This window comes from Planococcus citreus (genome assembly GCF_003664125.1).
GTDB classification, from domain to species: domain Bacteria; phylum Bacillota; class Bacilli; order Bacillales_A; family Planococcaceae; genus Planococcus; species Planococcus citreus.
In genome coordinates this window covers 1,301,087-1,324,417 of sequence record NZ_RCCP01000001.1, presented here as the reverse complement: position 1 = coordinate 1,324,417, position 23,331 = coordinate 1,301,087, and the positions used below count along the sequence as shown (strand labels likewise).

21 protein-coding genes and 1 riboswitch are annotated in these 23,331 nt (G+C 49.6%); of the genes, 14 read left to right on the top strand and 7 right to left on the bottom strand.

The window, feature by feature from the left end; translation table 11 throughout:
• The first annotated feature begins 81 nt into the window (after window positions 1-81).
• Entirely contained in the window at window positions 82-1,140 is a 1,059-nt protein-coding gene (locus DFR62_RS06485) for an LLM class flavin-dependent oxidoreductase (protein WP_121299554.1), read from the top strand.
• Between the two features lie 45 nt (window positions 1,141-1,185).
• On the opposite strand, the gene DFR62_RS06480 is transcribed toward DFR62_RS06485, so the two are convergent.
• The 3 genes from DFR62_RS06480 to DFR62_RS06470 all read right to left on the bottom strand — a co-directional run bounded on the left by DFR62_RS06480 (window position 1,186) and on the right by DFR62_RS06470 (window position 5,385).
• Window positions 1,186-4,359 (bottom strand): bifunctional diguanylate cyclase/phosphodiesterase, encoded by a 3,174-nt coding sequence (locus DFR62_RS06480; protein WP_167456521.1) that lies wholly within the window; start codon window positions 4,357-4,359, stop codon window positions 1,186-1,188.
• Between the two features lie 159 nt (window positions 4,360-4,518).
• Window positions 4,519-4,818 (bottom strand): hypothetical protein, encoded by a 300-nt coding sequence (locus tag DFR62_RS06475; protein WP_121298871.1) that lies wholly within the window; start codon window positions 4,816-4,818, stop codon window positions 4,519-4,521.
• Window positions 4,819-4,914: 96 nt separating this feature from the next.
• Window positions 4,915-5,385, bottom strand: coding sequence for a DinB family protein (locus DFR62_RS06470; RefSeq protein ID WP_121298869.1), 471 nt, complete (start codon window positions 5,383-5,385; stop codon window positions 4,915-4,917).
• 163 nt (window positions 5,386-5,548) lie between these two features.
• Here DFR62_RS06470 and DFR62_RS06465 point away from each other — a divergent pair, with 163 nt between their 5' ends.
• Together DFR62_RS06465 and DFR62_RS06460 are read left to right on the top strand one after the other, a co-directional pair.
• On the top strand, window positions 5,549-6,913 hold the full coding sequence (locus DFR62_RS06465) for a copper amine oxidase (protein WP_338324990.1): 1,365 nt from the start codon (window positions 5,549-5,551) through the stop codon (window positions 6,911-6,913).
• Between the two features lie 210 nt (window positions 6,914-7,123).
• Window positions 7,124-7,993: a DMT family transporter gene (locus DFR62_RS06460; RefSeq protein ID WP_121298864.1), complete on the top strand. Its 870-nt coding sequence runs from the start codon at window positions 7,124-7,126 to the stop codon at window positions 7,991-7,993.
• Window positions 7,994-8,631: 638 nt separating this feature from the next.
• Here the strand turns inward: DFR62_RS06460 and DFR62_RS06455 are convergent.
• Both DFR62_RS06455 and DFR62_RS06450 read right to left on the bottom strand, forming a co-directional pair.
• Window positions 8,632-8,895, bottom strand: coding sequence for a hypothetical protein (locus DFR62_RS06455; protein ID WP_121298862.1), 264 nt, complete (start codon window positions 8,893-8,895; stop codon window positions 8,632-8,634).
• 165 nt (window positions 8,896-9,060) lie between these two features.
• A complete protein-coding gene (locus DFR62_RS06450) occupies window positions 9,061-10,044 on the bottom strand; it encodes a class F sortase (RefSeq protein ID WP_121298860.1) in 984 nt (327 codons plus the stop codon).
• Between the two features lie 381 nt (window positions 10,045-10,425).
• On the opposite strand from DFR62_RS06450, the gene DFR62_RS06445 reads away from it, so the two are divergent.
• From DFR62_RS06445 to DFR62_RS06425, 5 genes are all read left to right on the top strand, one after another.
• Window positions 10,426-11,004 carry an RNA polymerase sigma factor gene (locus tag DFR62_RS06445; protein ID WP_121298858.1) on the top strand — a complete coding sequence of 193 codons (579 nt, stop codon included), beginning with the start codon at window positions 10,426-10,428 and terminating at the stop codon, window positions 11,002-11,004.
• Entirely contained in the window at window positions 10,985-11,734 is a 750-nt protein-coding gene (locus DFR62_RS06440) for an anti-sigma factor (RefSeq protein WP_058382662.1), read from the top strand. Before DFR62_RS06445 ends, DFR62_RS06440 begins: the two co-directional genes overlap by 20 nt.
• Window positions 11,735-11,976: 242 nt before the next feature.
• Window positions 11,977-12,885, top strand: coding sequence for an SDR family NAD(P)-dependent oxidoreductase (locus DFR62_RS06435; RefSeq protein ID WP_121298856.1), 909 nt, complete (start codon window positions 11,977-11,979; stop codon window positions 12,883-12,885).
• A gap of 17 nt (window positions 12,886-12,902) precedes the next feature.
• Complete coding sequence (locus tag DFR62_RS06430; protein ID WP_121298855.1) at window positions 12,903-13,790, top strand: SDR family NAD(P)-dependent oxidoreductase; 888 nt, start codon at window positions 12,903-12,905, stop codon at window positions 13,788-13,790.
• A gap of 334 nt (window positions 13,791-14,124) precedes the next feature.
• Window positions 14,125-15,528, top strand: a complete 1,404-nt coding sequence (locus tag DFR62_RS06425; protein WP_158290842.1) for an LVIVD repeat-containing protein — start codon at window positions 14,125-14,127, stop codon at window positions 15,526-15,528.
• Window positions 15,529-15,577: 49 nt separating this feature from the next.
• Here the strand turns inward: DFR62_RS06425 and DFR62_RS06420 are convergent, their stop codons facing one another.
• The gene (locus DFR62_RS06420; protein ID WP_121298853.1) at window positions 15,578-16,408 is read right to left on the bottom strand and encodes a DUF2382 domain-containing protein; all 831 of its coding nucleotides are present in this window, start codon (window positions 16,406-16,408) and stop codon (window positions 15,578-15,580) included.
• Between the two features lie 282 nt (window positions 16,409-16,690).
• Here DFR62_RS06420 and DFR62_RS06415 point away from each other — a divergent pair, with 282 nt between their 5' ends.
• Complete coding sequence (locus tag DFR62_RS06415; protein ID WP_121298851.1) at window positions 16,691-17,716, top strand: cell wall-binding repeat-containing protein; 1,026 nt, start codon at window positions 16,691-16,693, stop codon at window positions 17,714-17,716.
• Window positions 17,717-17,852: 136 nt separating this feature from the next.
• Window positions 17,853-18,689, top strand: a complete 837-nt coding sequence (locus DFR62_RS06410) for an STAS domain-containing protein (RefSeq protein ID WP_158290843.1) — start codon at window positions 17,853-17,855, stop codon at window positions 18,687-18,689.
• Window positions 18,690-18,731: 42 nt separating this feature from the next.
• Here DFR62_RS06410 and dapA read toward each other — a convergent pair whose 3' ends face one another.
• A complete protein-coding gene (gene dapA / locus DFR62_RS06405; RefSeq protein ID WP_121298847.1) occupies window positions 18,732-19,622 on the bottom strand; it encodes a 4-hydroxy-tetrahydrodipicolinate synthase in 891 nt (296 codons plus the stop codon).
• Between the two features lie 126 nt (window positions 19,623-19,748).
• Window positions 19,749-19,927: riboswitch (Lysine riboswitch) on the bottom strand.
• A gap of 150 nt (window positions 19,928-20,077) precedes the next feature.
• On the opposite strand from dapA, the gene DFR62_RS06400 reads away from it, so the two are divergent.
• The 4 genes from DFR62_RS06400 to DFR62_RS06385 all read left to right on the top strand — a co-directional run bounded on the left by DFR62_RS06400 (window position 20,078) and on the right by DFR62_RS06385 (window position 23,272).
• Window positions 20,078-20,674 (top strand): SAM-dependent methyltransferase, encoded by a 597-nt coding sequence (locus DFR62_RS06400; protein WP_121298845.1) that lies wholly within the window; start codon window positions 20,078-20,080, stop codon window positions 20,672-20,674.
• A gap of 59 nt (window positions 20,675-20,733) precedes the next feature.
• Window positions 20,734-21,576 carry a KPN_02809 family neutral zinc metallopeptidase gene (ypfJ, locus tag DFR62_RS06395; protein WP_121298843.1) on the top strand — a complete coding sequence of 281 codons (843 nt, stop codon included), beginning with the start codon at window positions 20,734-20,736 and terminating at the stop codon, window positions 21,574-21,576.
• A 130-nt stretch (window positions 21,577-21,706) separates the two neighbouring features.
• Window positions 21,707-22,873 (top strand): TraB/GumN family protein, encoded by a 1,167-nt coding sequence (locus tag DFR62_RS06390; protein ID WP_121299550.1) that lies wholly within the window; start codon window positions 21,707-21,709, stop codon window positions 22,871-22,873.
• A 153-nt stretch (window positions 22,874-23,026) separates the two neighbouring features.
• Window positions 23,027-23,272: a hypothetical protein gene (locus tag DFR62_RS06385; RefSeq protein WP_101191739.1), complete on the top strand. Its 246-nt coding sequence runs from the start codon at window positions 23,027-23,029 to the stop codon at window positions 23,270-23,272.
• Window positions 23,273-23,331: the final 59 nt, after the last annotated feature.

Below are 23,331 nucleotides of genomic sequence, written 5' to 3'. Positions count from 1 at the left end.
CGAATGGATGATTTCCACACCGTCGTGCGTACCGTTATACTGAAAAGGATTGGGAAAACGCAAGGCGAAAGGACGGAGAAAATGGAACAATACCGCATCAATCCGAACAACGGCCTCGAGTTCGGCATCTATACACTCGGCGATCATTTGCCGGACCCACATACAGGAAAACGGCAATCGGAAGGGGAGCGGGTCCGCGAAATCATCCGCTTCGCGCAGCTTGCCGAACAGGCAGGCGTCGACTTTTTCAGCGTCGGCGAAAGCCATCAGGAATATTTCGCGACGCAAGCGCATTCAGTCGTCCTCTCGGCGATTGCGCAGGCAACCGAAAAAATCAAAGTGTCGAGTTCTTCGACGATCATTTCCACATCTGACCCGGTGCGCGTTTTCGAGGATTTCGCGACAATCGATTTGATCTCGGAAGGGCGCGCGGAAATCATCGCCGGGCGTGCATCGCGTGTCGGGTTGTTCGATTTGCTTGGCTACGACATCCGCTATTATGAGGAATTGTATGAAGAGAAATTCAAGCTGTTACTGGAAATCAATGAACAAGAAACCGTCAACTGGAACGGCCGATTCCGTGCATCATTGAAAGATGCACAGATTTTGCCGCGTCCGGAAAGCGGCAGGCTGCCTATTTGGCGTGCAGTCGGGGGACACCCGTCAAGCGCCGTCAAAGCGGGGCAGGCCGGCGTGCCGATGATGCTCGCGACGCTCGGCGGCCCGGCGGAGACGTTCAAGATGACTATCGATGCCTACCGCAATGCCGCGACAGAAGCAGGATACGACGCAGCGCAATTGCCGGTTGCGACAGCCGGCTTCTTCAACGCCGCCGAAACGACGCAGCAGGCACTTGCGGAATATTATCCACATGTGGATAAAGGGATGGTCAAAACCAATGGCCGCGGTTATCCACAAGAAGCATTCCAGCACGGCGCGACGAAAGAAAGCGTCATGAATATCGGCAGCCCGCAGCAAATCATCGAAAAGATTCTTTACCAGCACGAACTCTACGGGCATCAGCGCTATATCGCACAGATGGATTTCGGTGGAGTGCCGATGGAGCGCCTCGAGCGCAATCTGGATTTATTGTCGTCGGAAATTTTGCCGGCAGTGCGCAAATACACACGCAAAGATTAACTGAATAAGAAAAAGGCGCGCAGCTTATCCGGCTGCACGCCTTTTTTATTCCAGTAGCTTCGCTGCAGTTCTTGCCGCGATATATTTGGACTCATTGAGAAAGGCGTCGAGGCTTCCCGGCGGCAGAGGCCGGCTGAACAAATAGCCTTGCCCTACGATGCCAAAGGGCTGCAAAAGTTCTGCCTGCTCTTCAAGTTCGATGCCCTCGATGACAATGCGGGCATCGAGGTTTTTTCCGACCTCAATGATGGCCGCGAGGATGAACAAATTGCGCCGGTTAATGAGCACTTCATCGATCAAGGATTTATCGATTTTCAATGTATCGATTTCGACGTTTTTCACGACGTTCAGCGAAGAATAGCCGGCGCCGAAATCATCGATGGCGATGCGCAAACCGAGTGCTTTCAGCTCGCAAATGATGCGGGCAGATTGTTCAATGTCGAGCATGACACTTTCGGTGATCTCGATTTCGAAGCGGCTTGGGTCTGTGTTTTCCTGTACGAAGATCGCACGCACTTTTTCGCTGAAGTCAGGGTCCTTGAATTGGCGCGCCGAGACATTGACGGAAATTTTCTCCGCTGCCTGGCCGAGTGCGCAGAACTCTTTTGCGTCACGGCATGCCTGGCGAAGCGCCCATTCACCGATCGGCACGATCAGGCCGGTTTCTTCTGCAATCGGGATGAACTCTGATGGTGGTACATTGCCGAATGGCGATTGCCAGCGCAGCAACGCCTCGTAACCAAGGACTTCGCTGCTAGCCAAATTGATCTGTGGCTGGTAATGAAGCGTGAATTGCTGTTCGTCGAGTGCTTTTTTCAGCGCCTGTTCCATTTGGCTGCGGCGGGTCATCAAACTGTCGAGTTCGCGGGTGAATACCTGGAAATTATTTTTCCCGTTTTCCTTGGCGGAATACATGGCAAAGTCGGCTTCTTTAATGAGTTCTTCCCCGTCGCTTTCGCATCCCGTTTGGACGGCAATGCCGATGCTTAAAGTGACGGAGAATTCTTGTCCGAGCAATTGAACCGGCTCGCGCATCACTTGCAGAATCTTCTGGGCTAGTGCATGCGCTTGCGGTTCATCCGTGTTTTCGGAAACGATGATGAACTCATCGCCGCCAAAGCGTGAAATGGTGTCATGCGGGCCAAGGCAGGAATGGATGCGGTTGGCGACAATTTTCAGGAATTGGTCGCCGCCGAAGTGGCCGAGGAGGTCGTTGACACTCTTGAAATCATCAAAATCGACCAGCAGGACAGCGATTTTCTGCTGGTTCTCTTCAGTTCGCGACAGCACTTCGCGGATGTTCTGGTAAAACCAGTGGCGGTTCGGCAGTCCTGTGAGCTGGTCGGTGAAAGCCAGGTTATTTACTTTTTGTTCAGTTGCTTTCTTCTCAGTGATATCACGGACAATCGCAAACACGCCGTCGATTTCGCCGTTTCTGCGTTTTGGCACGGCATTGATGTCTACTTCGATGATGTCTCCGTCTTTGCGCTTGATGCGTTGTTCAAAATTGACGGCTTCACCGGACAGGGCTGAGGCGAAGAACGCTTGGACACGTTCCAGCCTTTCGGCAATCAGCGGCGTAAAATCGATGCCGATCAGTTCATCGCGGGTATAGTCGCTCAATTGTTCCGTCATCCCGTTAGCATTGACGAAACGACCGGCTATGTCCATTTCAAATACCGCATCTAAGTTGTAGTCGAATAATGAACGGTATTTTTCCTCGCTTTCAGCAAGCAAAGCAAGCGCCCGCTTTTCTGCGGAGATGTCTTTTGCAATGCCAAAGACGCCGGTTACGGTGCCGTCGGTCAAGATGGGCATATTGGTAATGCGCAGCGCCACTCTGTGACCGGACTTATGGGTGGCAACCGTTTCGTAATTCTGCGTGATGCCATCGAGCGCCAGGCGGAACTTCACTTCGGTCGTATCGAGCTGGCAACTTTCCACAATTGTATGGAAGGTTTTCTCGGTCAATTCCTCCCGGCTATAGCCGAGCAGCCGGACAAGCGAATCATTGACGTCCATCAAGCGGCCCGAATCATCCATTGAAAAAATGCCGTCCGGATTGTTTTGGAACAAGGATTCATAACGCTGCCGATTCAATTCGAGTTCGCGTGCAATTTTCTTCTGTTCGGTAATATCACGGATCAACAGCTGGACAGCGGAATTGCCTTCGAATTCAATGCTCATGCCGGTCAGCTCGACTTCATGGACGGTTCCTTTCGGCGTAATCCACAATTGTTCGGCAGGCGGGGTGCTGAGGCCCCGATTCATCGACTCAATGCGCGTTTTAGCCGTTTCATGGTAGTCGGGATGAACATAATCGAGTACATTGGTGCCAATCAATTGCTCGGCATCCAATTCGCCAAACATTCGCAGGCAGGCATTGTTGACATACAGTAGCTTGCCGCCGCTATGGATGGCGATCGCTTCCGGCGACAATTCAGCAAGCTTGCGGAAGCGGCGCTCGCTTTCACGGATTTTTTTTAGGTAACGCTGTTCATTGCTCAACTGCTTGCTGTCGAGGTAAGAAAGGTAACCGGCGACTGCAAGCAATAGTAAAATCAGTGCCGATACGACAAAAGCGAGTCCCATATTGGTGAACGATGCAGGCCCCGTGCTTGAAGTGGAGTAGCTCACCGCTTGCATGCCGATAAAGTGAGCGGCAGAAATCATTGTCCCGAGAATGGTAGCACTAAGGAGTTTTCTTGCAGGGGAGTCCGGACGCTTGCGGTTACGCGAGAAAATGCGCAAAGCCGCGATCGAAAAGCCGAATGCAACAGCTATAGAAAATAAAAACGGCACGAGATTGAATTGGGGATTTCCGGGAACCTGGGCCGCGGCGTTGCCGATATAGTGCATGAACAAAACACCGAAACCGATGGAAAATCCGCTGAAATACAAATGAGCTCTGGGCGGCTGGGATGTGCGCAACACATAGAAGGCAGGAAACGCAGCGCCGATTGCCCCGAGGAGGGAGATGCTTAGCAATACCGGATCGTACTGGACGGGCGCCGCGGAATGGTAAGTCAAGATGCCGATAAAGTGCATGGAAAAGATGCCCATTCCGAAGACCAATGAGCTGCCGCCGACCCACCATAACGGGTGGGTACGGCTTTGGTCAGCGATTCGGCCGATTAAAAGAAGGGCAATATAAGAGGCAGCAATGGCCGTCAAGACGGAAAATGCCATGAACACAAGACGTGCGAATTCGAGAGGCATCGGGAACAGTCCTTTCGCAATCATATTATGGGGACTATTATACCCCAGGTTAGCGGTACGAAAGTACAGAAAAAATACCCATATGACTTATATTTAAAAGAAATTTATGGAAAAAATATAGAAAAAATAAAAAATGTTCATGTTGTCACCTGCCCGAAATCACTTATTGCTACGGCTTCGCATATACTCGATGGCGTTGGTGATTTCTTTCACGACTTCCAACTTGGTGCCATTTCCTTGGATGCGCCGGCACCAAACAAAGGCCGAAATGGGTGTGGCAGGTGGATGTTCAATGATCAGGATATCGTAAGGCGGTCCGGCCGTTCCATGCGTTGGCACAAAATAAGCTGAATAGAGGGTGGTCTCGACGACCATGCGCCGTACGGGAAATTCCTGTGCCAGCGTATCGGGGTTCAATTCTTTTATGCGGGACAAATCGGGTTCGGTTAATGGAGACATACGAATGCACCTGGCTTTCTATACGATTTCAGTTAGGTCTTTGTCCATACCCGAAACCAAAAAAATGTATGCTCAGAGATACATGATTCTGTAAGCTCATTCAAATAAGGCGGTTTTGGGATCTTTGCCGAGGCTATGGACGATCATCGAATGCAATTGGCCGCGGTGATGGGTGAGATGGACAAGCATCTCCAGCAACCATTCGAACCGGCTATAGCTGACGCCCCAATACGCTGTGTGCATTTTTTGGAGCTGGCCTTCATTTAATGGAAGATAGACGTTTTTGAGCCGTTCGAAGCCTTGCATCAATTCGATAATGGCTTGTTCTTTGGATGGAAGCGGCTTGGAGCCGTAAAAGGAGCTCATTTCCGATTCGGAGGCTCCGTTTGCAATGCGCAAGTCCGCTTCGCAAATGAGGGCGAGGTGGCCGATGAGTTCGCCGATCGAAAATTTTCCGTCAGTCGGCCGTATCTCCCAATCACTTTCTTCTATAGATGAGATCAATTCGACGGTCGATGCGACCACAAGCTCGAGCTGGTGAAAGACCTGTTCACAACAAGGGGACATAAGTTCAGCTCCTGTTCCGTTCATTTCAACAAGCATAGCATTGATGCCAGCGCTGAAATGAATGGATTTCCACAATTTAAAAAGTTTTTTGAAAAAAAGTGATCTAAACTGATCTCCCTTCCGTTGAGCTAGTAGAACACTAAAAACAACTGAGGAGTGATGGATGATGAAAATGAACAAATTGATGGTGGCACTACCACTAAGCTTATCCCTACTAGTACCGACAGCAGCACTTGCAGACAGCCACGGAGGCGGACACGGTGAATCGACGCAGCAGATGGAAGCGCCGACAGCAACGAAAGCGGCAGAACTTCGCATCGCACTTGATACGGTATTAACTGAGCACGCTTTCCTTGCAGTTGAAGCGATGCGTAAAGGCGTGGACGGAGCAGAAGATTTCGACCAGGCATCCGGCGCATTGTTAGCAAACGCTGAAGACTTGAAAGCGGCAGTCGCTTCAGTCTATGGTGATGAAGGTGCAGAGCAATTTGATGCTATCTGGCAGTCACATATCGGCTATTTCGTTGATTATGTAACAGCAACGGCAGAAGGCAATGAAGAAGGCAGAGAACAAGCACTAGCTGAATTGGAAGAATACAAAGTCGAACAAGCAAAATTCTTCGATACGGCTACTGAAGGACGTTTGTCTGAAGAAGCAGTCGTAGAAGGACTTGATGTCCACGTCGATCAATTGATCGGTGCGTTTGATGCATACGTTGAAGGCGACTTCGAAACAGCTTATGAGTGGGAGCGCGAATCCATCCACCACATGAGCATGTTCGCAGAAACATTGTCGATCGCGATCACGGACCAGTTCCCTGAGAAATTCGATAACACAAACCCGGATACGCCGGCAGTTGATCTACGTGCAAGCTTGAACACAACGTTCACAGAGCATGCTGGGCTTGCGGCAATGGCTATGCAAGACGGCGCTGATGGAGCGGAAAGCTTCGACCAGGCAGCTGGCGCACTTTTGGCCAACGCAGATGACCTTTCCGCAGCAGTCGGTTCTGTCTACGGCGAAGAAGCCGGAGCACAATTCGAAGAAACATGGAAATCCCACATCGGTTACTTTGTCGACTACGTGACAGCAACTGGTGAAGGCAATGAAGAAGGACAAGAACAAGCACGTGCTGAATTGGATCAATACATCGTGGACCAAGCAGCATTCTTGGAATCAGCAACTGAAGGTCGTATCCCGGCTGATGCACTTGAAGAAGGTTTGACAGCGCACGTTGAACAATTATTGACAGCATTCGACAGCTATGTTGCTGGAGATTACGAAACAGCTTACGCTTCGATCCGTGAAGCATACGCACACATGACAATGCCAGCAGCTGGATTGTCTGCAGCGATCACTGACCAATTCCCTGAACAGTTCGGTGAAGCGGAAATGCCATCCGAAATGCCTTCAACAGGCATGGGCGGCATGAGCGCGAACTCAACAACACCTTACCTATGGGCTTTGGCTGGACTATTGCTTGCAGCGTTGATCACGACAGTCGCTGTACGCACAAGAAAACAATAATAGCGAGATGATCTTGAAAGCCGGAGAGGGTTGAACCTCTCCGGCTTTTTTTGTCGTGAAAAATAGCGAGGAAAACTTTTTTTACTTTCTTTCAATCAAGCAACTGGAAAAAGTTTGGGAGATTATTTTGCTGGCTATAGTAGGGGAAATGGAAAGCGCACCGCTGTAGGCAGTGGCTGGCAAAAATGCGAATAGATAGGAGCTTGCTTTATGAAGTTTTCTGGAAGCGCGATGATCATTTTGGCAGCAATTTGTTGGGGGGCTACGGGAGGCTTGGCAGACATCCTTTTGAGTAAGGGATGGGATCCATTGGTCATTTCTTTTTACCGCGGCGCCGTTGGCTTAGTGTGTTTTGTTATTTGGTTTCTTTTAAGCAAAATAAAACAAAGGGATTTTTCGCTTCGTTTAATCTTGTGGTCAATTGTAGCGGGTATCGGGGTAGCTGGAAACTTTACATTTTATTTTTTGAGCATCGAGTCGACCAGTGTTCCAATTGCAGCGACCTTGATGTATACCGCGCCATTGTTTGTCCTGCTTATTTCTTTTTTGTTTCGATTGGAAAAATCGACTTGGTTCAAATGGGGATGCATCGTCAGTGTTTTGGCAGGCATCGTGCTATTGACTGAAGCCTATGATACGGGGTCTTCCGCGGTCAATCTCATTGGTGTCGCCACCGGCCTCGGAGCAGGCCTCTCCTATGCGTTATTCATTTTCGGATTTAAAAATGCTTCTGAAAACGGCAAGCCGCAAATGGTATTGACTCTTGCTTTTGTCGCTTTTTGTATCGTTTTAGCTTTTTTTGTAGATGTCCAAGAAGCAACTTCTGTGTTTAGTTCCAGCGATGTTGGATGGTTTGTTGCAATCGGGATTGTAGGCGCTGGCCTATCTTTTGCGCTCTATACGATCGGCATCGAACGGACCGCGCCTTCTACTGCTTCCATCATTGCGATGGTAAAACCCGTGACCGCTTCGTTATTTGGTCTGGTTTTGCTCGGCGACGAGCTGGCCATTGTCCAAATAGTCGGCATGGTTATTATTCTTTTGACGGTTACGACGCTGAGCTTTAAGAAAGGAAGTTGAAACTTTTGTTTTAGGGTTAATTAAAGCTTATGTGGGAAGTGATTTTCTATTGTCTCAAGTATTTATTTGGGAATCACTTCCGGGGAAAGCATTTGAAGAGGATAGCGAGGGGCTGCTTGTGGAAATGTTCCAGCGTGTGAATTCTGTTTCATTTCAGTAGTCGCCGCCGTGCTTTGGGTTGGCCTTTAGCAGTAAGCCAAGAAGAACACTTGTCTTACTGCGTCGGCTCACCCTGGGCGCATGGCGGCTTAGAGATTTCGTTGTGTGCAGTTTGTTCAAACAGATCTGCTTCTATATACAGTTGCCGGCTAGTGGGGGAATCGCTTCCTGAGACAAGCTTGAAGCAGATAGTGAGAGTTTGCCTGACAAACTGCTTTGGCATTCGATTCTGGCTTCACGTTCATAGTCGCCGCCGTGCTTTGGGTTGGCCTTTAGCCGCAAGCCAGGAAAAGCACCTGTCTTACGGCGTCGGCTCACCCTAGGCGCTAGGTGGCTTGAGATTTCGTTGTGTGCAGTTTGTTCAAACAGATCTGCTTCAATATGCAGTTGCCGGCTAGTGGGGAATCGCTTCTTGAGATGTGGCATCTGACGAATTGGTGCTTGAACCGAATATCTTGTTTGAAGATTAGGCCAAAAAATTACATTCTCTTTGCTACAAAAGATATGAGGTGCAAAGCATGACGCATTTCCACATTTTTAATTGAGTGTACATGAAAAATTCTTTTACTTCTAAAACTAGAGACGGAGTGGAAGGGGGCTGACGCCTGTGGGACCGCGCGGGCTGGCGAGATAAACGTGCCACGCTCTTTGGCACGTTGGCTCAACGCCCGCCCCACGGCAAGCAGCCCCTTGTAACGCAGTCGAAAAGCGAGAGCTTTTCCCACCTCTTCTTTTTCATACAAATGTTTTTACCTCTTCAGCTGCTTAACTCGCATCCTACCAGTCCCAAGCGTGTCGCTACAACGCAGTCGAAAAGCGGAAGCTTTCCAATAGCTTCTTTTTTATTTCACAAGTCCTGTCTTACATAAAAAAATCCCCTGCCCGGCATGACCGGACAAGGGGATTCGTTATTCTTCAGGGATATAGGCTTTCTTGGATTCTTTCAAATCGACGTTGACGGCTACGACGTAATAGCGCTTCGATTCGTCAGCTTCGAGCGGAATGCTTTTGCGTTCGAATAGCGAGACTGTCGCCAGCTGTTCGGATTCGCCGCTCTCGAGATCTTCTTCGTAGACGCGGTAGCCGATGACTGCATCGTCGCGTACGGCATGCCATGACAAGCCAGAAGTGGTCAGTTTCAAATTGTCCGGAGCATCGGGTGCCTGTTCTTTCATCGCGGAATCGGAAATGAGTTCGGCTGAGACGACGAGGCGTTCTTCGTGTGAGCCGATGTCGCGGTTAAAGTCACCGGTACAGGTGATCAGGTTGACCATGCGCTGGTCCGAACGGCCGAAGATTTCTTCGACTGGCGCTTCGTCCGTGATGTAACTCGAGGTGCCGCGAACTTCGAACACCATTTCGCGCCCGTCTGCATCCGTTAGCGTGAATTGATCGCCTTTTTCCAGCTGATCCAATTCATAAAACACTGCAGGACCGGTAAGGCTGTCGACATGGCCTGCGAGTACAGCGTTTCCTTCTGCACCAGCCTTGAAGCCTGGTTCAAACCAGCCGACTTGATCGACATCTTCGGGTACGCCCATCTCGCCGTTATCCAAGACGCCGGTTTCTTCAATCGCCGCATCGACTCCTATGGAAGGAATGGAAATGCGAGCGGGCTTCATGCCTTCAAGATTATCCAGCCGCTCTTGGCGCAGTTCAGACAGCTTTTCTTGCTGTGCCGGACGCACCGGGAATTCGGCGATTTTGTCCTTGTATTGCGTATCGAGCCGTTCGCTCGGTGTTTTCTGTTCAGCCGGTTTGGCTGCGGTCTGTACCGTCTCTTGTTGTTTAGTTTCGGGTTTTTCGGGATTATTTCCATTCAGTGGATCTAAAATGAAAAATAAGGTGATACAAAGCGCTGTGGCCAATCCCATGATTAAATATTGTCTCATCTGCACATCCACCTTTCGTGGTCCGATAATTGATTGCTTTATTTGTAACTAATAGCATGCGAGCGGATAAATAGGGCTTAAAAGTCCCTCTGGAATCCTTAAAGCATATAGTTCATTATTATAGTTCATATATAGTAATAACGGAAAAACCAACAATTTAGATCACTATAAGGGAAAGGGTTTTTTTGAAAAATTGACGAATCGTCAAGTTGCCCTTTTTTAGACACAATAGAGGCAAGAAGAGAAGAATAATGCAGTAAAAGTGAACTATTTCTGTATGTACTGCGTTGGGTAAGTAATAACGAATTAGAGTCAAGCAACCTAAATGCTGCAGAGTATAGTAAGCTTAGTATACGAAATCTGTAACAAAGGGGACACGGCATGGAAAAAATTTCAGACGCATTGTTATACGAGCGCGTCAGGGGAAAAGATAAGGATGCGCTCGAGGAATTGTACGACCGCTACGAGAAAATGCTGTTTTCCTATCTATGCAAAATGACGGGTGATCGTGATTTGGCAGAGGAAGCGCTACAGGAAGTGTTCGTCAAAGTGTGGCGCGGGGTTGGCAGCTATGACGAAAGCAAAGGAAAGTTCGTGGCCTGGCTGGTGACGATGTCGCGCAATGCGGCAGTGGATTTGATCCGCAAACAGAAAAAACCTTCCGTTCCATTGGATGAAATCGCGGAAGTGGAAAGCACCGACTCTTCGGTTGAAGAAACGGCCGAATGGCAAGAGAAGAGCGAACAGATTCATCAAGCCGTCCGGCATTTATCGGAGGAACAGCAAAAAATGGTACATCTATTTTATTTCAAGGGCTACACGCATGAAACCATCGCAGAAAAATGCGGCATTCCGCTCGGAACCGTCAAGAGCAGGATCCGCTTGGCATTAAAGAAATTGAAGACATCCTTGCAAATGGTGCAGGAAGGGGGAGTTCTGGATGACAAACGTGAATTGTGATCAATTGATCGATTATTTGAATGGCACTTTGAATGAAGAAGAGCAAAAACAGTTTGAAGCACATTTAGCGGAGTGTCCGGAATGTCGTGACATCGTTGATGCGACAGGAGAACTCCCTTATCTTGCGGATCCGGTAGTACCGAATGCCGGCATGAAGGCGCGTATTTTGGATGCGGTCTTCGACGAGGAAGCGCAGCAAACGCCTTTGGCAGAAGAGCCGAAAAAGCGTGATAGACCGGCCCCGCCTGCTCCTATGGCAAAGCGCGGTTTCAGAACATCAAAGTGGACACCTCTCGTCGCGGCGGCGCTGCTCGTCTCGCTGCTCGGAAACGCCTACGCGTTTTACGAACTAAGCGATCAGCCCGACGCTCCAGCAGCACCTGAAGTCGCTTTCGAAACAGTGGATTTGCAGGCAAGCGAAGCATTTGAGGGAACAGGAACAGCTGCCTTGGTCCATGAAGAAGGGGCATTGAATCTCTTAGTTCAGGCAAATCAATTGGAACCGACGAGCGGAGACCAAGTCTATCAAGTATGGCTATTGAAAGACGGCCAGCCGATTCCGACCGGTGCATTCACGCCGAGCCAGGAAAACGAAGGTGCGGTATTCTTCAGTCTCGATGAAAATACTGAAGGATGGGATACCATCGCAGTTACTTTGGAACCGAATCGCGGAAACGAGACGCCACAGGGCGAAGTCGTCCTGAGCGCAGCGATCGATCCAGAAGCTTAAAATCATTTCGAGGACCATATAGGATATTTATCAAGAGCGGCACTTATACGGGTGCCGCTCTTTTTCTATGGGGAAAATCCTAAGAACCCTCCCCTAACGTAGGTGTATGGATGGGGAGGGTGGGGAATAAGTAAACCTTTAGAACTGTTCTTCTCAACTGCTGCCGCAAAGCGTTTTCTGCATGTTTAAAAGGGGTAAATAAATACAAAATTCTGTACTTTTTTAAAGAGGAGGCGAGTGCTGTGGGAGTAAAGCAATCGAATCAAGGCAAAGTCGTGGTCATTACAGGAGCGTCGAGCGGAATCGGCCGTGGTTTGGCGGAACGTTTGGCCAGTCAACAAGCAAAATTGGTCATTGCTGCCCGCAGGACGCGGCTGATTGAAGAGCTCGCGGACTCGCTCGGGCCATTGGTCATTCCGGTGACAGCTGATGTCAGCAAGGCCAGGGATGTGGAAAGTTTGCACAGGGCGGCGGTGAATAATTTCGGGCGTATTGATGTGTGGATCAATAACGCAGGAATCGGGGTCTACGGGCCGTTTATCGATACGCCGCTACGCGATTTGAACCGGACAGTGGAAGTGAATTTGCTTGGCACCATTTATGGCAGCCATTTTGCACTGCGCCGCTTCAAAGAGCAGCGGGCTGGTATCTTGATCAATGTTTCCTCATTTGCGAGCAAGATTCCGATGCCTTACGGAGCGGCCTATACCGGCAGTAAATTCGGAGTCAGCGGATTGTCGAATGGCTTGTATGAAGAGCTCCGGCTGGAAGACTACCCGGATGTCCACATCTGTTCGGTCGACCCATGGGTCACCGATACCCCGTGGACAGAGCATGCAGCCAATTATTCAGGACATGAAATCCTCGTTGGGCCGCCGGATGATCCGGCTAAAGTGATCGATGCCATCCTTGGTTTGATCGATGAACCGAAAAAGACTTTGGAAGTCGGCGGCAAGGGAAAAGCGGCAGCCATTTTCGGACAGTTTATCCCAGCATTTGCAAAAGGGCTCAGCGGCCAGGAACTCAAGGAGATGATCGAATCAGCACCAGCAGCGGAATTGACTTCCGGCAGCTTGCACGAGCCGGTCGAAGAAGGAAGTGCGGTGTCAGGAGATTTGCGGGAACGCTTTGAACAACAAGAAGAACAGTGAAGAAAGGGGGAGGCGGCATGGCACAGGAAAAATCACGGCGCGGCAAAACGATCGTCATCACCGGCGCCTCCAGCGGGCTCGGCAAAGAAGTGGCACGGCAATTGGCGAAAGACGGCGCGAATCTGGTGCTGGCGGCGAGAAGCACCGGTTTAATTGAAGCACTGGCGAGTGAACTCGGGCCGAACGCCATTGCCGTGACGATGGATGTCAGCCGTGAAGCGGACGTCGCGTGGCTATTCGAGGAAGCCTTGACCAGCTTCGGAAAAATTGATGTGTGGATCAATAATGCGGGCGTTGGCGTAATCGGCCCGTTCACCGATATCCCGCTTGAAGACCTTGCGCGCATGGTGGAAGTGAATGTCAAAGGAACCGTCAACGGCAGTCATTTTGCGCTTCGGCATTTCAAGGAAATCGGCAGCGGCACTTTGATCAATATCGGATCGGTAGCAAGCGATGTGGCATTTCCTTATTTCACCGGCTACAGCGCCAGCAAGCACGCCGTCCTCGGGTTCAGTTCGGCACTCAACGAAGAGATGAAACTCGAAGGATATCACGACATCCACGTCTGTTCCGTGCTCCCATGGGCGACCGATACTCCGTGGTTCGAACACGCCGGAAATTACTCGGGCCATGTGGTCGACATGAAACCGATGGACGATCCGATGCAGGCGGTCAAAATCATCATCGACTTGATCGATGAACCGAAAGAAGTCGTCGAAGTCGGGCGGAAAATGAAGAGCGTGCGTTTATTGACGCGGATTGCGCCGAAGATGCTGGAGAAGCGTTCGGCAAGATTCATCAAGATGAATTTAGAAAAAACACCGCCTGAAGCATCTCATAGCGGAGCATTGCACGAAACTGAACAGGCAACGAAAGAACCAGAAGACGGCAATCCGAAAGCTTAGGCAGCAGCTGCTTAAGCTTTTTTTATAGCCGGCAGTTAATCCTCAATACTGAACAGGTAAGAGAGTCGCCGCTTTTATGCGTCTACTCTTTTTTGCATGTCGGGATTGATAGAAGATTCCTTTTAGGCTTTCAGGAAAACTAAAACAATTGGCTCACGAAGCTGTCAAAAGCAAAAAAAGGCTGGAAGAAACTAGGCATGGAAACACAGGAGGGAGTAAGACCATATATTTATCTTTTGTAATATTTAGAAAATTTTGCCTTATGCTATTGTATCGCTCTCAAATGCCCTCTATACTTTATTCGACTAGCGAACTAAACCTTGGAGGGATTCTATTGAAAATTCATAAACCGTTTTTAAATGTAGCTTTGGCTTCTGCTCTCGTCTTCTCATTTGCGCCGTCCAGTATGGCGCATGATGCACTGGATGGCAGTGATTTGTCGAAAGGGGAGCGTGCCGTTTTTTCCAATGAAGAAATGCTGAATTTAAGCGACGCCAGCATGTCGGGGTCGAAAAATGTCTCAAATTTGACTGAGTCAGCAGCTGTGCAGATCAAGGAATTGGCAGGCGTCCAGAATAACACGGCCGACGTCTACGCGCATAAAGGCTTTGCATATCTCGGAACACACACGGCAAATGGCGGCAACGGCGGGGTCCGCGTCTTTGACTTGAAAGATCCGTCCAATCCGAAAGAAGTGTCGGTTTTCGGCCATGATGATGTAGCTGGAACTTGGCAGGAGAAAGTCATCGTCAAAAGCGTGAACACGGCTGATTTCAAAGGCGATCTGGCAGTGGTCAGCGTGCAGCAAAGAGACCGCCATGCGGATACGGCGGGAGGTTTCCTGCTATATGACGTAACCGATCCACACGCACCGAAAAAGCTGGGCTATTGGGAGACCTATGCGGATACACGCGGAACGCATGAATTGTATTTGACGATGCAGGGCGACCGCGCACTGGTCTTTGCCTCGAATCCGTATGCTGATATCTACAGCGACGGCGAAGAACACGATTTCCAGATCGTCGATGTTTCCGATCCGGCGAATCCCGAAACGCTGTGGCAGTTCGACCCGCGCAGCCTTCCGGAAGTGCCTGACTCGTTCAACGGCTATAACTGGAACGCGCCGGACGGCAAAACACGCGCAGTCTTCAACCATAGTGTCATCACCGACCATAACGCACAATACGCTTACGTCTCGATGTGGGACCTCGGCACTGTGATTTTCGATATCCAGGATCCGGAGAACCCGGTGTATGTCGGCCGTACTGATTATTCTTCGGAACAGCAAGGAGCGGCCCATTCCGCAGCTCTTGCGAAAGGCGGGAATGTCCTGATCGAAACGCGCGAAGTGTCGACGCCGGTAAGAGCAGGCTATGAAGAATCCTATGGCTATACGCGTATCTTCGATATCAAAGACAAATCGAATCCGAAACTGCTGAGCGAATTCAAAACGGATTTGACGGAAAAAGTGGAAGACGGCCCGACATTTGCCAATACTGTGCATGACCCGAAAGTTCACGGCAATACACTATACTTGAGCCATTATGCAGGGGGCGTCTACATGGTGGACATCACGGACCCGAGCAATCCTGAGCAGATCGGCCAATATGTGCCGGAACAGGCCGACGTATGGGGCGTGTTCGTCGACCGTAATTACGTGTTGGCATCAGATATGTCACAAGGCTTGAAAGTGCTGCAAAAAGGAAAAGGCGAAAAGCCGAACCCGGCTAAGCATTAATCCATTGAAAAAGACGATTCCGAAAATCCGGAATCGTCTTTTTTTGTGTTTATGGTTTTTCGTAGCGCTGGACATTGTTCTCATCAATATCGACCGTCTCGCGCTGCACCGTTTCGCTGATATGCTTCGTCTCCTGGACTTTGCGTTTATGGACGATGATTTCTTCGCTGACGTATTTCACTTTGCGCACTTCCAGACGTTCTTCGATAACTGGAATATGCCAGTGGCCGTCTTTTTCGTACTTCTCAGCGGAATGGCCGCTCGCTTCATACTCCGACAGTTCCTGATTGACTGGCCGGCGTTCGATTTCGACTTCTTCCCGTTCATACGGAACATCCAGTGTCTGTTGTTCTTCAACGGTATTCTTATGGATATCGACACTTCCGGATTCGACCCATTTCTTATCGACTGCAAGGCGTTCTTCATGAAGTTTCATTTGTTGTTCGTCGTTCAAATCGGGCGATTCGGTTTTTGTGCGATCATCCTGTGCAGGCCCGTTTCCAGATAGGCCGGCTGCGGCGGCATCGAAGTTCTGGTAATTCATGCCGTATTCGCTGTCGACATAAAGAACGATCTTGCCGCTTTGGATTTGCTTGTAATACTCGTCCGCTTCGGAATCGGAGAGGCCCATTTGCTTGAGCGCATCTTTTGTCGGATCTTCGCCGGAAATGAACGATTTGAACTTGTCCATGAAATCGCCCTCATCCGTATTTAAATGGACATCTGTCTGCCCTTGTACCATTTGCAGCTGTTGTCCGTTCAAAGCGATGACGTACATATCTTCTTCTTTGTATCCCTGTGCTTTCAATTCACCGATCTCATGGATTACTTCTGCCTGCACATCGAATGTGCCGATCAATTTATGGCCGTGTTTTTGCATAATAGCATCCTCCTGTAAGGTCAATGTTTTGCCGTGTCTGCGTTATGGCTTATGTACCCGAAAAGCGAAGCGACGTAAACCTTCGGCAGAGCTTGGCGGCTTCGAATGAAAGTAAAGGAGAAGAAGCTCGAAAATGAAAGAAGAATATAGGAAGTTAAGAAATTACTACTTCTTCATCCGTATAGGAAAAGGCATTTATGCCCACCAAAAAATATTTTCGTAACCCTATTGTAATGTTTGTAAAATATCATATAATTGGAAAAGAAATGAATACATTACAGAATGGGGAAACGATTAACGATGATTTACGGCAAAGTATTGACGACTGCGGCATTGACTGCAGCTTTGGCTCTTGGAGCAGTTTTACCGACTGGGGCAGCTTCTGCGGCTACACTTACTGAAGACAACTCCTACCGCATTTTTGGCAGCGACCGCTACCAGACAAGCCTAGAAGTTTCATGGACAGGGTGGGGAGATGGAGAGGCGGAAACGGTTGTCGTTGCAACGGGCGCTGACTTCCCGGATGCTTTGGCTGCAACACCGCTTGCATCTTTTCATTTAGCTCCACTTCTTTTGACGAAAAAAGATTCTTTGCCTGCAGGATTTGCGGATGAGCTGAAGCGCTTGGGCGCGAAAAACGTTATTTTAATCGGCGGTACTGGAGCGGTCTCTGAAGAAGTCAAAAATGAAATCGCGAAGCTCGGCATTGAAGTAGATCGCATCAGCGGTAAAAGCCGTTACGAAACTGCAGTGAAAATTGCTGAAGAACTAGGAATGGACGAATCTTTATTCGTTACGACTGGCGCAACCTTTGCCGATTCTTTGTCAATCTCCCCAGTAGCAGGTTATATTGAAGAACCGATTCTGTTAGTTCCTGCTTCAGGTACTGTTCCAGCGGTAGTTGCGGACTACATTAAAGCGAATCAACCGGCATTACCGTTCATCATCGGCGGCGAAAAAGCAGTTGCTCCTTCAGTGGAAGCATTGTTCGCGGAAGAACCGATGCGCCTTGCAGGTGTCAGCCGTTATGACACAAACAAAGCAATCAATGATTTCATGTATGAAAATGAGTTGTTCGATGAAACAGCTGAAATCTATATCGCGACGGGTACCAATTTCCCGGATGCATTATCAGGAAGCGCACTCGCTTCACTTTATCCAGATCCGCTTGTATTGACTGCCCCAACCCCTACAGCGGCGTCTAAACAACAAATTCAAGATTATTCGACACCGGATACTTTCCACTATATCCTTGGTGGAGAAAAAGCCGTTTCATCTGACACGTTGAAAAAATTGTTCGCAAAATAATATCGGAAAATGCCTGCCATCCGGCGGGCATTTTTTGTCCTGGAAAATCAAAATGCTATTTCTTGTATCAGATTGTGGGTATAATGAATCTGTTGTACCAAGTCAATCAATCAAGCAATAATTGATGGAGGTTCCAATGGAAAAAGAGATGGCTTTATTCGGTAAACGAGTGGAAGAAGATAAATATATGATTGCCCAACTGATCCAAGAAGAGCGGCTGACGGCATTGCCGAAGGATGTTGTGGAAGAAAACCGTAAATTCTCGGAGCTGGTGCTGGAAGAACGTGCCCGTTTCATTGAATTGCTCGGGAAAGCTATGCAAGACAGCTGCAATGAGGCAAAGAATATGGCGGTGATTACGGAGTGGGGCAATGCGACAGGAAATTTCTTTCTTGACCAGGGCATGACACTGGATGCAGCGCTCGCAGAAACCGGCTTATACCGGAAGCATCTGGCAGCCGTGATCAAAAGTGAAGGCCGGCGTTTGGGTATTTCCCCGGAAATAACTTACGATGCGGCGGAATTATTGCACGCATTGTTGGACCATGCGACGTACGCCTACACGCATGCTTATACGGTTTCCTACCAGAACAAACTAACCACAGCACGCCAGGAATTTCTGGAGTTGTCGGCACCGGTAGTCCCGATTAGCGATTCGGTCGCGATTTTGCCGCTTGTCGGCAGCATTGAAATCGACCGTGCGCATTATATTTTGGAGCGCACGCTATTGTCAGCAAGTGAATTAAAGATCAACACATTGATTGTCGATTTATCAGGGGTCATCCGGGTCGATACGATGGTGGCCGAACAAGTCATCAAAATCATCCAGTCGCTCGGGCTGATCGGCGTCAAAGCGATTTTGACGGGGATCCGTCCAGAGACGGCGCAATCCTTGACGACACTCGGCGTGGATGTGCGGACATTGAACATTGGCGGTAGCTTGAAGCGCGCCTTGGAAAACGTCTATAACTGAAAAAAGCTTCGCAGACCCTGAAACGGATCTGCGAAGCTTTTTTTAATTGGTGACAGCGTCCTGTTTAGCGGACGGCAGGAATTGCTGCAAGGTAGCAGTTTCTTCTTCTGTTAATGCGAGCATCGGCAAGCGTACGCCGCCAACCGGGACGCCCAATAAGTTGAGCGCCGCTTTGACCGGGCTTGGGCTCGGTGCTGCGAACAACGCTTTCATCGTCGGCAGCAATTTGCGGTGAAGCGCGGCGGCGCCCGCTGTATCGCCTGTGCGGAACAATTTGATCATCTCCTGCATGTCATTGCCGATGATATGCGAAGCCACTGAGACAATGCCCGTTCCGCCGACAGAAAGCATTGGCAAAGTCAGGCTGTCGTCGCCGCTATAGACGGCGAAGTCACTGCTTGTGCGTTCGATGATTTCTGAAGCGGCATCCAAATCGCCGCTTGCTTCTTTCACGCAGGTGATATTGTCGATAAGTGACAGTCGGACGATGGTATCGACTGATAGATTGACGACGCTGCGGCCCGGAATATTATAGAGCATGACCGGAAGCGTCGTCGCGTTTGCGATCGCTTCAAAATGGCGGTACATGCCTTCCTGTGACGGTTTGTTATAGTAAGGTGTGACAAGCATGATGCCGTCGACGCCCGCTTGCTCTGCTTGCTGGGTCAAGGCGACCGAAGCGCGCGTATTGTTCGAGCCGGTGCCCGCGATGATTTTCGCGCGTCCGTCTGCGACAGTGACAACATGGACGAACAGTGCCACTTTTTCGTCTGTCGACAAAGTCGGCGATTCGCCGGTTGTCCCGGCGACGACGATGCCGTCCGAACCGTTATTAATAAGATATTCCACGAGATTTGTTGTTGCCTGAAAATCGATTTCACCGTCTGAGTCGAATGGCGTCGCCATCGCAGTGATCACTTGACCGAATTTCATAGAGAACACACCCTTTTCTAAGTTTTTTTCAAAAGTTAGAGGTGGGGGCCGGTCCGGAGTAAACAAAAAGGCAGCAACGGGGGCCCGTTGCTGCCGTTAGAAACAATGTTTACCAATCGTTCCTGTTCGTCAGATAGCCCTCCATATAGTTTCCTATATGACAGTCCGGCACTTGTTCAGTGCAGAACCAGCGCACAGGAATATGAGCATCCTGCCGCTTCGGCAAATCCCCCTTTCGGCAATAGTCCTAAGAGCTCATACTCCTCGAATTGCGTACTAATGGTTTTTGCGCCTCTATCCTCGCTCCGCTAAGGAAGCAAGAAATTATTGAATTAGCTGTAATATAACAGAAAGAAATGGGAATGGCAAGAGAAAAAGCGTTTTTTATTTTGCAAAATGTGGGAATAGAAAGCTGCGGCTTGAACTGCTCTGAATAGACCAAAGGAGGCAATCAAATGGACGATCAACAAATGGACCGGCAATTGAATATCCACTCCGGTGGCGAGCAGATGGGCTTTAATGCATCGATGCATGAACATCGTTTCGAAGTGACGCCCTATGCGTGGCTGGATAGATTGTTCAAGGCGCATCCGCTGAAGGGCAGCGGCAGGCTGGTCGATTTCGGGAGCGGCAAAGGGCGCTTGAATTTCTTTGCGCATCATGTGTTCGGGACGCCGTCAGCCGGAGTGGAAGTCGACCCTTCGCTTCACGAAGCCGCACTGCGGAATTTAAAGCGCTTCAAGGGGAAGGCGGACATCGAGTTCATTAACGGCTACGCGCAGGATTATGAAATCCAGCCGGATGACCGCTGGTTTTATTTTTTCAATCCGTTTTCGGATCCGGTGTTCATGACAGTAATAGATAGCATTTTGGCATCCGTCGCCGATCATCCGCGGGAAATCGAGGTGATTTTGTTCTATCCGGCAATCGAGTACACCGATTTTCTCGAACGGCGCACCGCTTTTGAATTGATCAGCGATATTGCGCTGCCAGTGGAGGCGGACGATCCACGCGAACGATTTTTGGTCTACCGCTTGCCAAGATGGGATTAAAGTTTCTAATGAAACGGGTATAGCTTTATTAAAATGGATGCGGAAAGAGGGTTTCGGTTATGAAATGGAAAGGGCGAGCGGGCAGCAGGAATGTAGAAGACAGGAGAGGGCGCAGTGTCGGTGGGCCGGTTCTTGCCGGCGGCGGGATCGGCGGCTTGCTGATCGTCCTGTTGATCACGTTTCTCGGGGGAGACCCGGGAGCGATACTCGGCGATGGCGGAGGAACTTCTAGTTCGGAACCGTATGTGGCAAGTGAGCGTGAAGAAGAACTGGCCGATTTCGTCTCGGTCGTCCTTGCGGATACGGAAGAGGTGTGGGCGGAAGTTTTCGCTGAAGAAGGCATGGAATATGTCGAGCCGACTTTGGTGCTGTTTTCCGGAAGCGTCCAGTCAGCATGCGGCATGGCCGGTGCTGCGACGGGGCCGTTTTACTGCCCGGCGGATTCCAAGCTGTATATCGATTTGAGCTTTTACGATGAACTCGAGCGCCAGTTCAACGCACCTGGGGATTTTGCGATGGCGTATGTCGTCGCGCATGAAGTGGGGCATCATGTTCAGAACTTGCTTGGAGTACTCGGGGATGTCCAGCAGGCGCGCAATCAGCTGAGCGAGACGGAATACAATCAATTGCAAGTACGACTGGAATTGCAGGCGGATTATTTATCGGGCGTCTGGGCGCATCATGCTCAAGGTATGGGCTATCTGGAAGAAGGGGATTTGGAAGAAGCTTTGAATGCCGCCAGTGCGGTCGGCGACGATACGATCCAGAAACGGACGCGCGGCTACGCCGTTCCGGAAAGCTTCACCCACGGCACATCCGAACAGCGCAAGGAATGGTTCTACAAAGGCTTCCGCGCCGGTGATTTGAATGATGGCAATACGTTTAACGCGCCGGAATTATAAGCTTTCGAAAAGATTGATATTTTGCGCTTGGTGATTCATTATAAAGAATAGACAGTCTTTTTCATCGGCAACCGTAAATGAAGAAGAAATCCTATTCTATGAAGGAAGTACATTCATGACACAAGAAATAATGACCGAAGACAATATCACCCGTCTCGAAGTGGACGGCAAACAATTGATTTTGATCGGCACCGCGCATGTGTCCAAACTGAGCGCAGAGCAAGTAAAGGAAGTCGTTGAACGCGAACGGCCGGATTCGGTGTGTATCGAACTTGATGCACAGCGCTATGATTCGGTCATGCAGGATAAGAAATGGAAAGAAACCGATATTTTTAAAATTATCAAGGACAAGAAGGCGAGCCTGTTATTGATGAACTTGGCCATTTCCTCGTTCCAGAACCGTTTGGCTGACCAGTTCGGCATCAAGCCCGGCTCTGAAATGATCCAGGGCATCCGTTCGGCAGAAGAGACCGGAGCAGAACTGGTCCTTGCCGACCGCAATATCCAAGTGACGTTTTCGCGCATTTGGGGCAATATCGGCTTGATGGGCAAGGTCCAGCTCATTTCGTCCGTGTTCTTCAGCATTTTCAGCAAGGAATCGATTTCCGAAGAAGAACTGGAGAAGATGAAGCAACAAGATACATTGAACGCGGTGATGGACGATTTCACGAAAGCGTTCCCGCGTATCAAAAAGCCGCTCATCGATGAACGCGACCAGTATTTGGCGCAGAAAATCAAAGAAGCTCCCGGGAACAAGGTCGTCGCAGTACTCGGTGCCGCGCACATCCCGGGCATCACGCGGGAAATCCACCAAGAGCAGGATTTGAAGGTGCTCAACGAAGTGCCGAAGAAATCGAAATGGCCGAAGATTATCGGTTGGGCCATTCCGCTGCTGATCTTGTCGATCATTGCGTATACGTTTTATGCAAATCCGGCAGCTGGCTTTGACCAGGCGATCAGCTGGATTCTCTGGAACGGTACGCTAGCCGCTATCGGGGCTGCGGTCGCATTTGGCCATCCACTGGCGATTCTCACTGCTTTTGTCGCTGCACCGATTTCTTCGCTCAATCCGCTCGTTGCGGCCGGCTGGTTTTCAGGACTGACACAAGCTTTTGTCCGCCGCCCGAATGTCGGCGATTTTGACACTTTGTCGAAAGATGTGTTCACGGTTAAAGGCTTTTGGGACAATAAAGTGACGCGTGTCTTGCTGGTCATCGTATTGACCAATCTCGGCAGTTCGCTCGGCACATTCATCGGCGGCGCGGACGTTCTGCGGCTGTTTTTCGAAAACTTATAAATCATATTTGTGAAGCTTCTGCGAGGAATCTCGCGGAAGCTTTTTATTAATAATTCCACACAATAAAAATATGCAAAAAGCATCGAAAATGAATGATTTTTATCAAAAAAAGGAGTATAACTAAAGTATAAAACCGAACGGAGGCGCATGGAGATGGATTTCCTGTTGATGGGGATCTTATTGTGGTCGCTGGTGATTGCTGCACTGCTGCTCGGATTGTACGGAGTTTGGAAAAGATCGTGGAAAGCGTTGTTTTGGGGAGGGCTTGCATCACTTTTGCCGATGGGCCTCATCTTTATGGGGGATGACAGCTGGGTGTTCAAATTGAGCATCTTGCCGCCGCTCTTGATGTTTATCGGAGCGTATTTCCTGAAACAGCGGCGTCCTGAAAAAGTGTAACCGAGAACCGGCCGGAAAATTTCGGCCGGTTTTCGAGCGTTTAAATTGGCGCTTTCCGA

Coding starts and splice junctions, on each gene's coding strand:
- DFR62_RS06415 (WP_121298851.1), top strand. CDS start 16,691: ATGGGGAAACGATTAACGATGATTTACGGCAAAGTATTGACGACTGCG.
- DFR62_RS06410 (WP_158290843.1), top strand. CDS start 17,853: ATGGAAAAAGAGATGGCTTTATTCGGTAAACGAGTGGAAGAAGATAAA.
- DFR62_RS06445 (WP_121298858.1), top strand. CDS start 10,426: ATGGAAAAAATTTCAGACGCATTGTTATACGAGCGCGTCAGGGGAAAA.
- DFR62_RS06390 (WP_121299550.1), top strand. CDS start 21,707: ATGACCGAAGACAATATCACCCGTCTCGAAGTGGACGGCAAACAATTG.
- ypfJ (WP_121298843.1), top strand. CDS start 20,734: ATGAAATGGAAAGGGCGAGCGGGCAGCAGGAATGTAGAAGACAGGAGA.
- DFR62_RS06460 (WP_121298864.1), top strand. CDS start 7,124: ATGAAGTTTTCTGGAAGCGCGATGATCATTTTGGCAGCAATTTGTTGG.
- dapA (WP_121298847.1), bottom strand. CDS start 19,622: ATGAAATTCGGTCAAGTGATCACTGCGATGGCGACGCCATTCGACTCA.
- DFR62_RS06440 (WP_058382662.1), top strand. CDS start 10,985: ATGACAAACGTGAATTGTGATCAATTGATCGATTATTTGAATGGCACT.
- DFR62_RS06420 (WP_121298853.1), bottom strand. CDS start 16,408: ATGCAAAAACACGGCCATAAATTGATCGGCACATTCGATGTGCAGGCA.
- DFR62_RS06385 (WP_101191739.1), top strand. CDS start 23,027: ATGGATTTCCTGTTGATGGGGATCTTATTGTGGTCGCTGGTGATTGCT.
- DFR62_RS06400 (WP_121298845.1), top strand. CDS start 20,078: ATGGACGATCAACAAATGGACCGGCAATTGAATATCCACTCCGGTGGC.
- DFR62_RS06475 (WP_121298871.1), bottom strand. CDS start 4,818: ATGTCTCCATTAACCGAACCCGATTTGTCCCGCATAAAAGAATTGAAC.
- DFR62_RS06480 (WP_167456521.1), bottom strand. CDS start 4,359: ATGCCTCTCGAATTCGCACGTCTTGTGTTCATGGCATTTTCCGTCTTG.
- DFR62_RS06485 (WP_121299554.1), top strand. CDS start 82: ATGGAACAATACCGCATCAATCCGAACAACGGCCTCGAGTTCGGCATC.
- DFR62_RS06465 (WP_338324990.1), top strand. CDS start 5,549: ATGATGAAAATGAACAAATTGATGGTGGCACTACCACTAAGCTTATCC.
- DFR62_RS06430 (WP_121298855.1), top strand. CDS start 12,903: ATGGCACAGGAAAAATCACGGCGCGGCAAAACGATCGTCATCACCGGC.
- DFR62_RS06470 (WP_121298869.1), bottom strand. CDS start 5,385: ATGTCCCCTTGTTGTGAACAGGTCTTTCACCAGCTCGAGCTTGTGGTC.
- DFR62_RS06450 (WP_121298860.1), bottom strand. CDS start 10,044: ATGAGACAATATTTAATCATGGGATTGGCCACAGCGCTTTGTATCACC.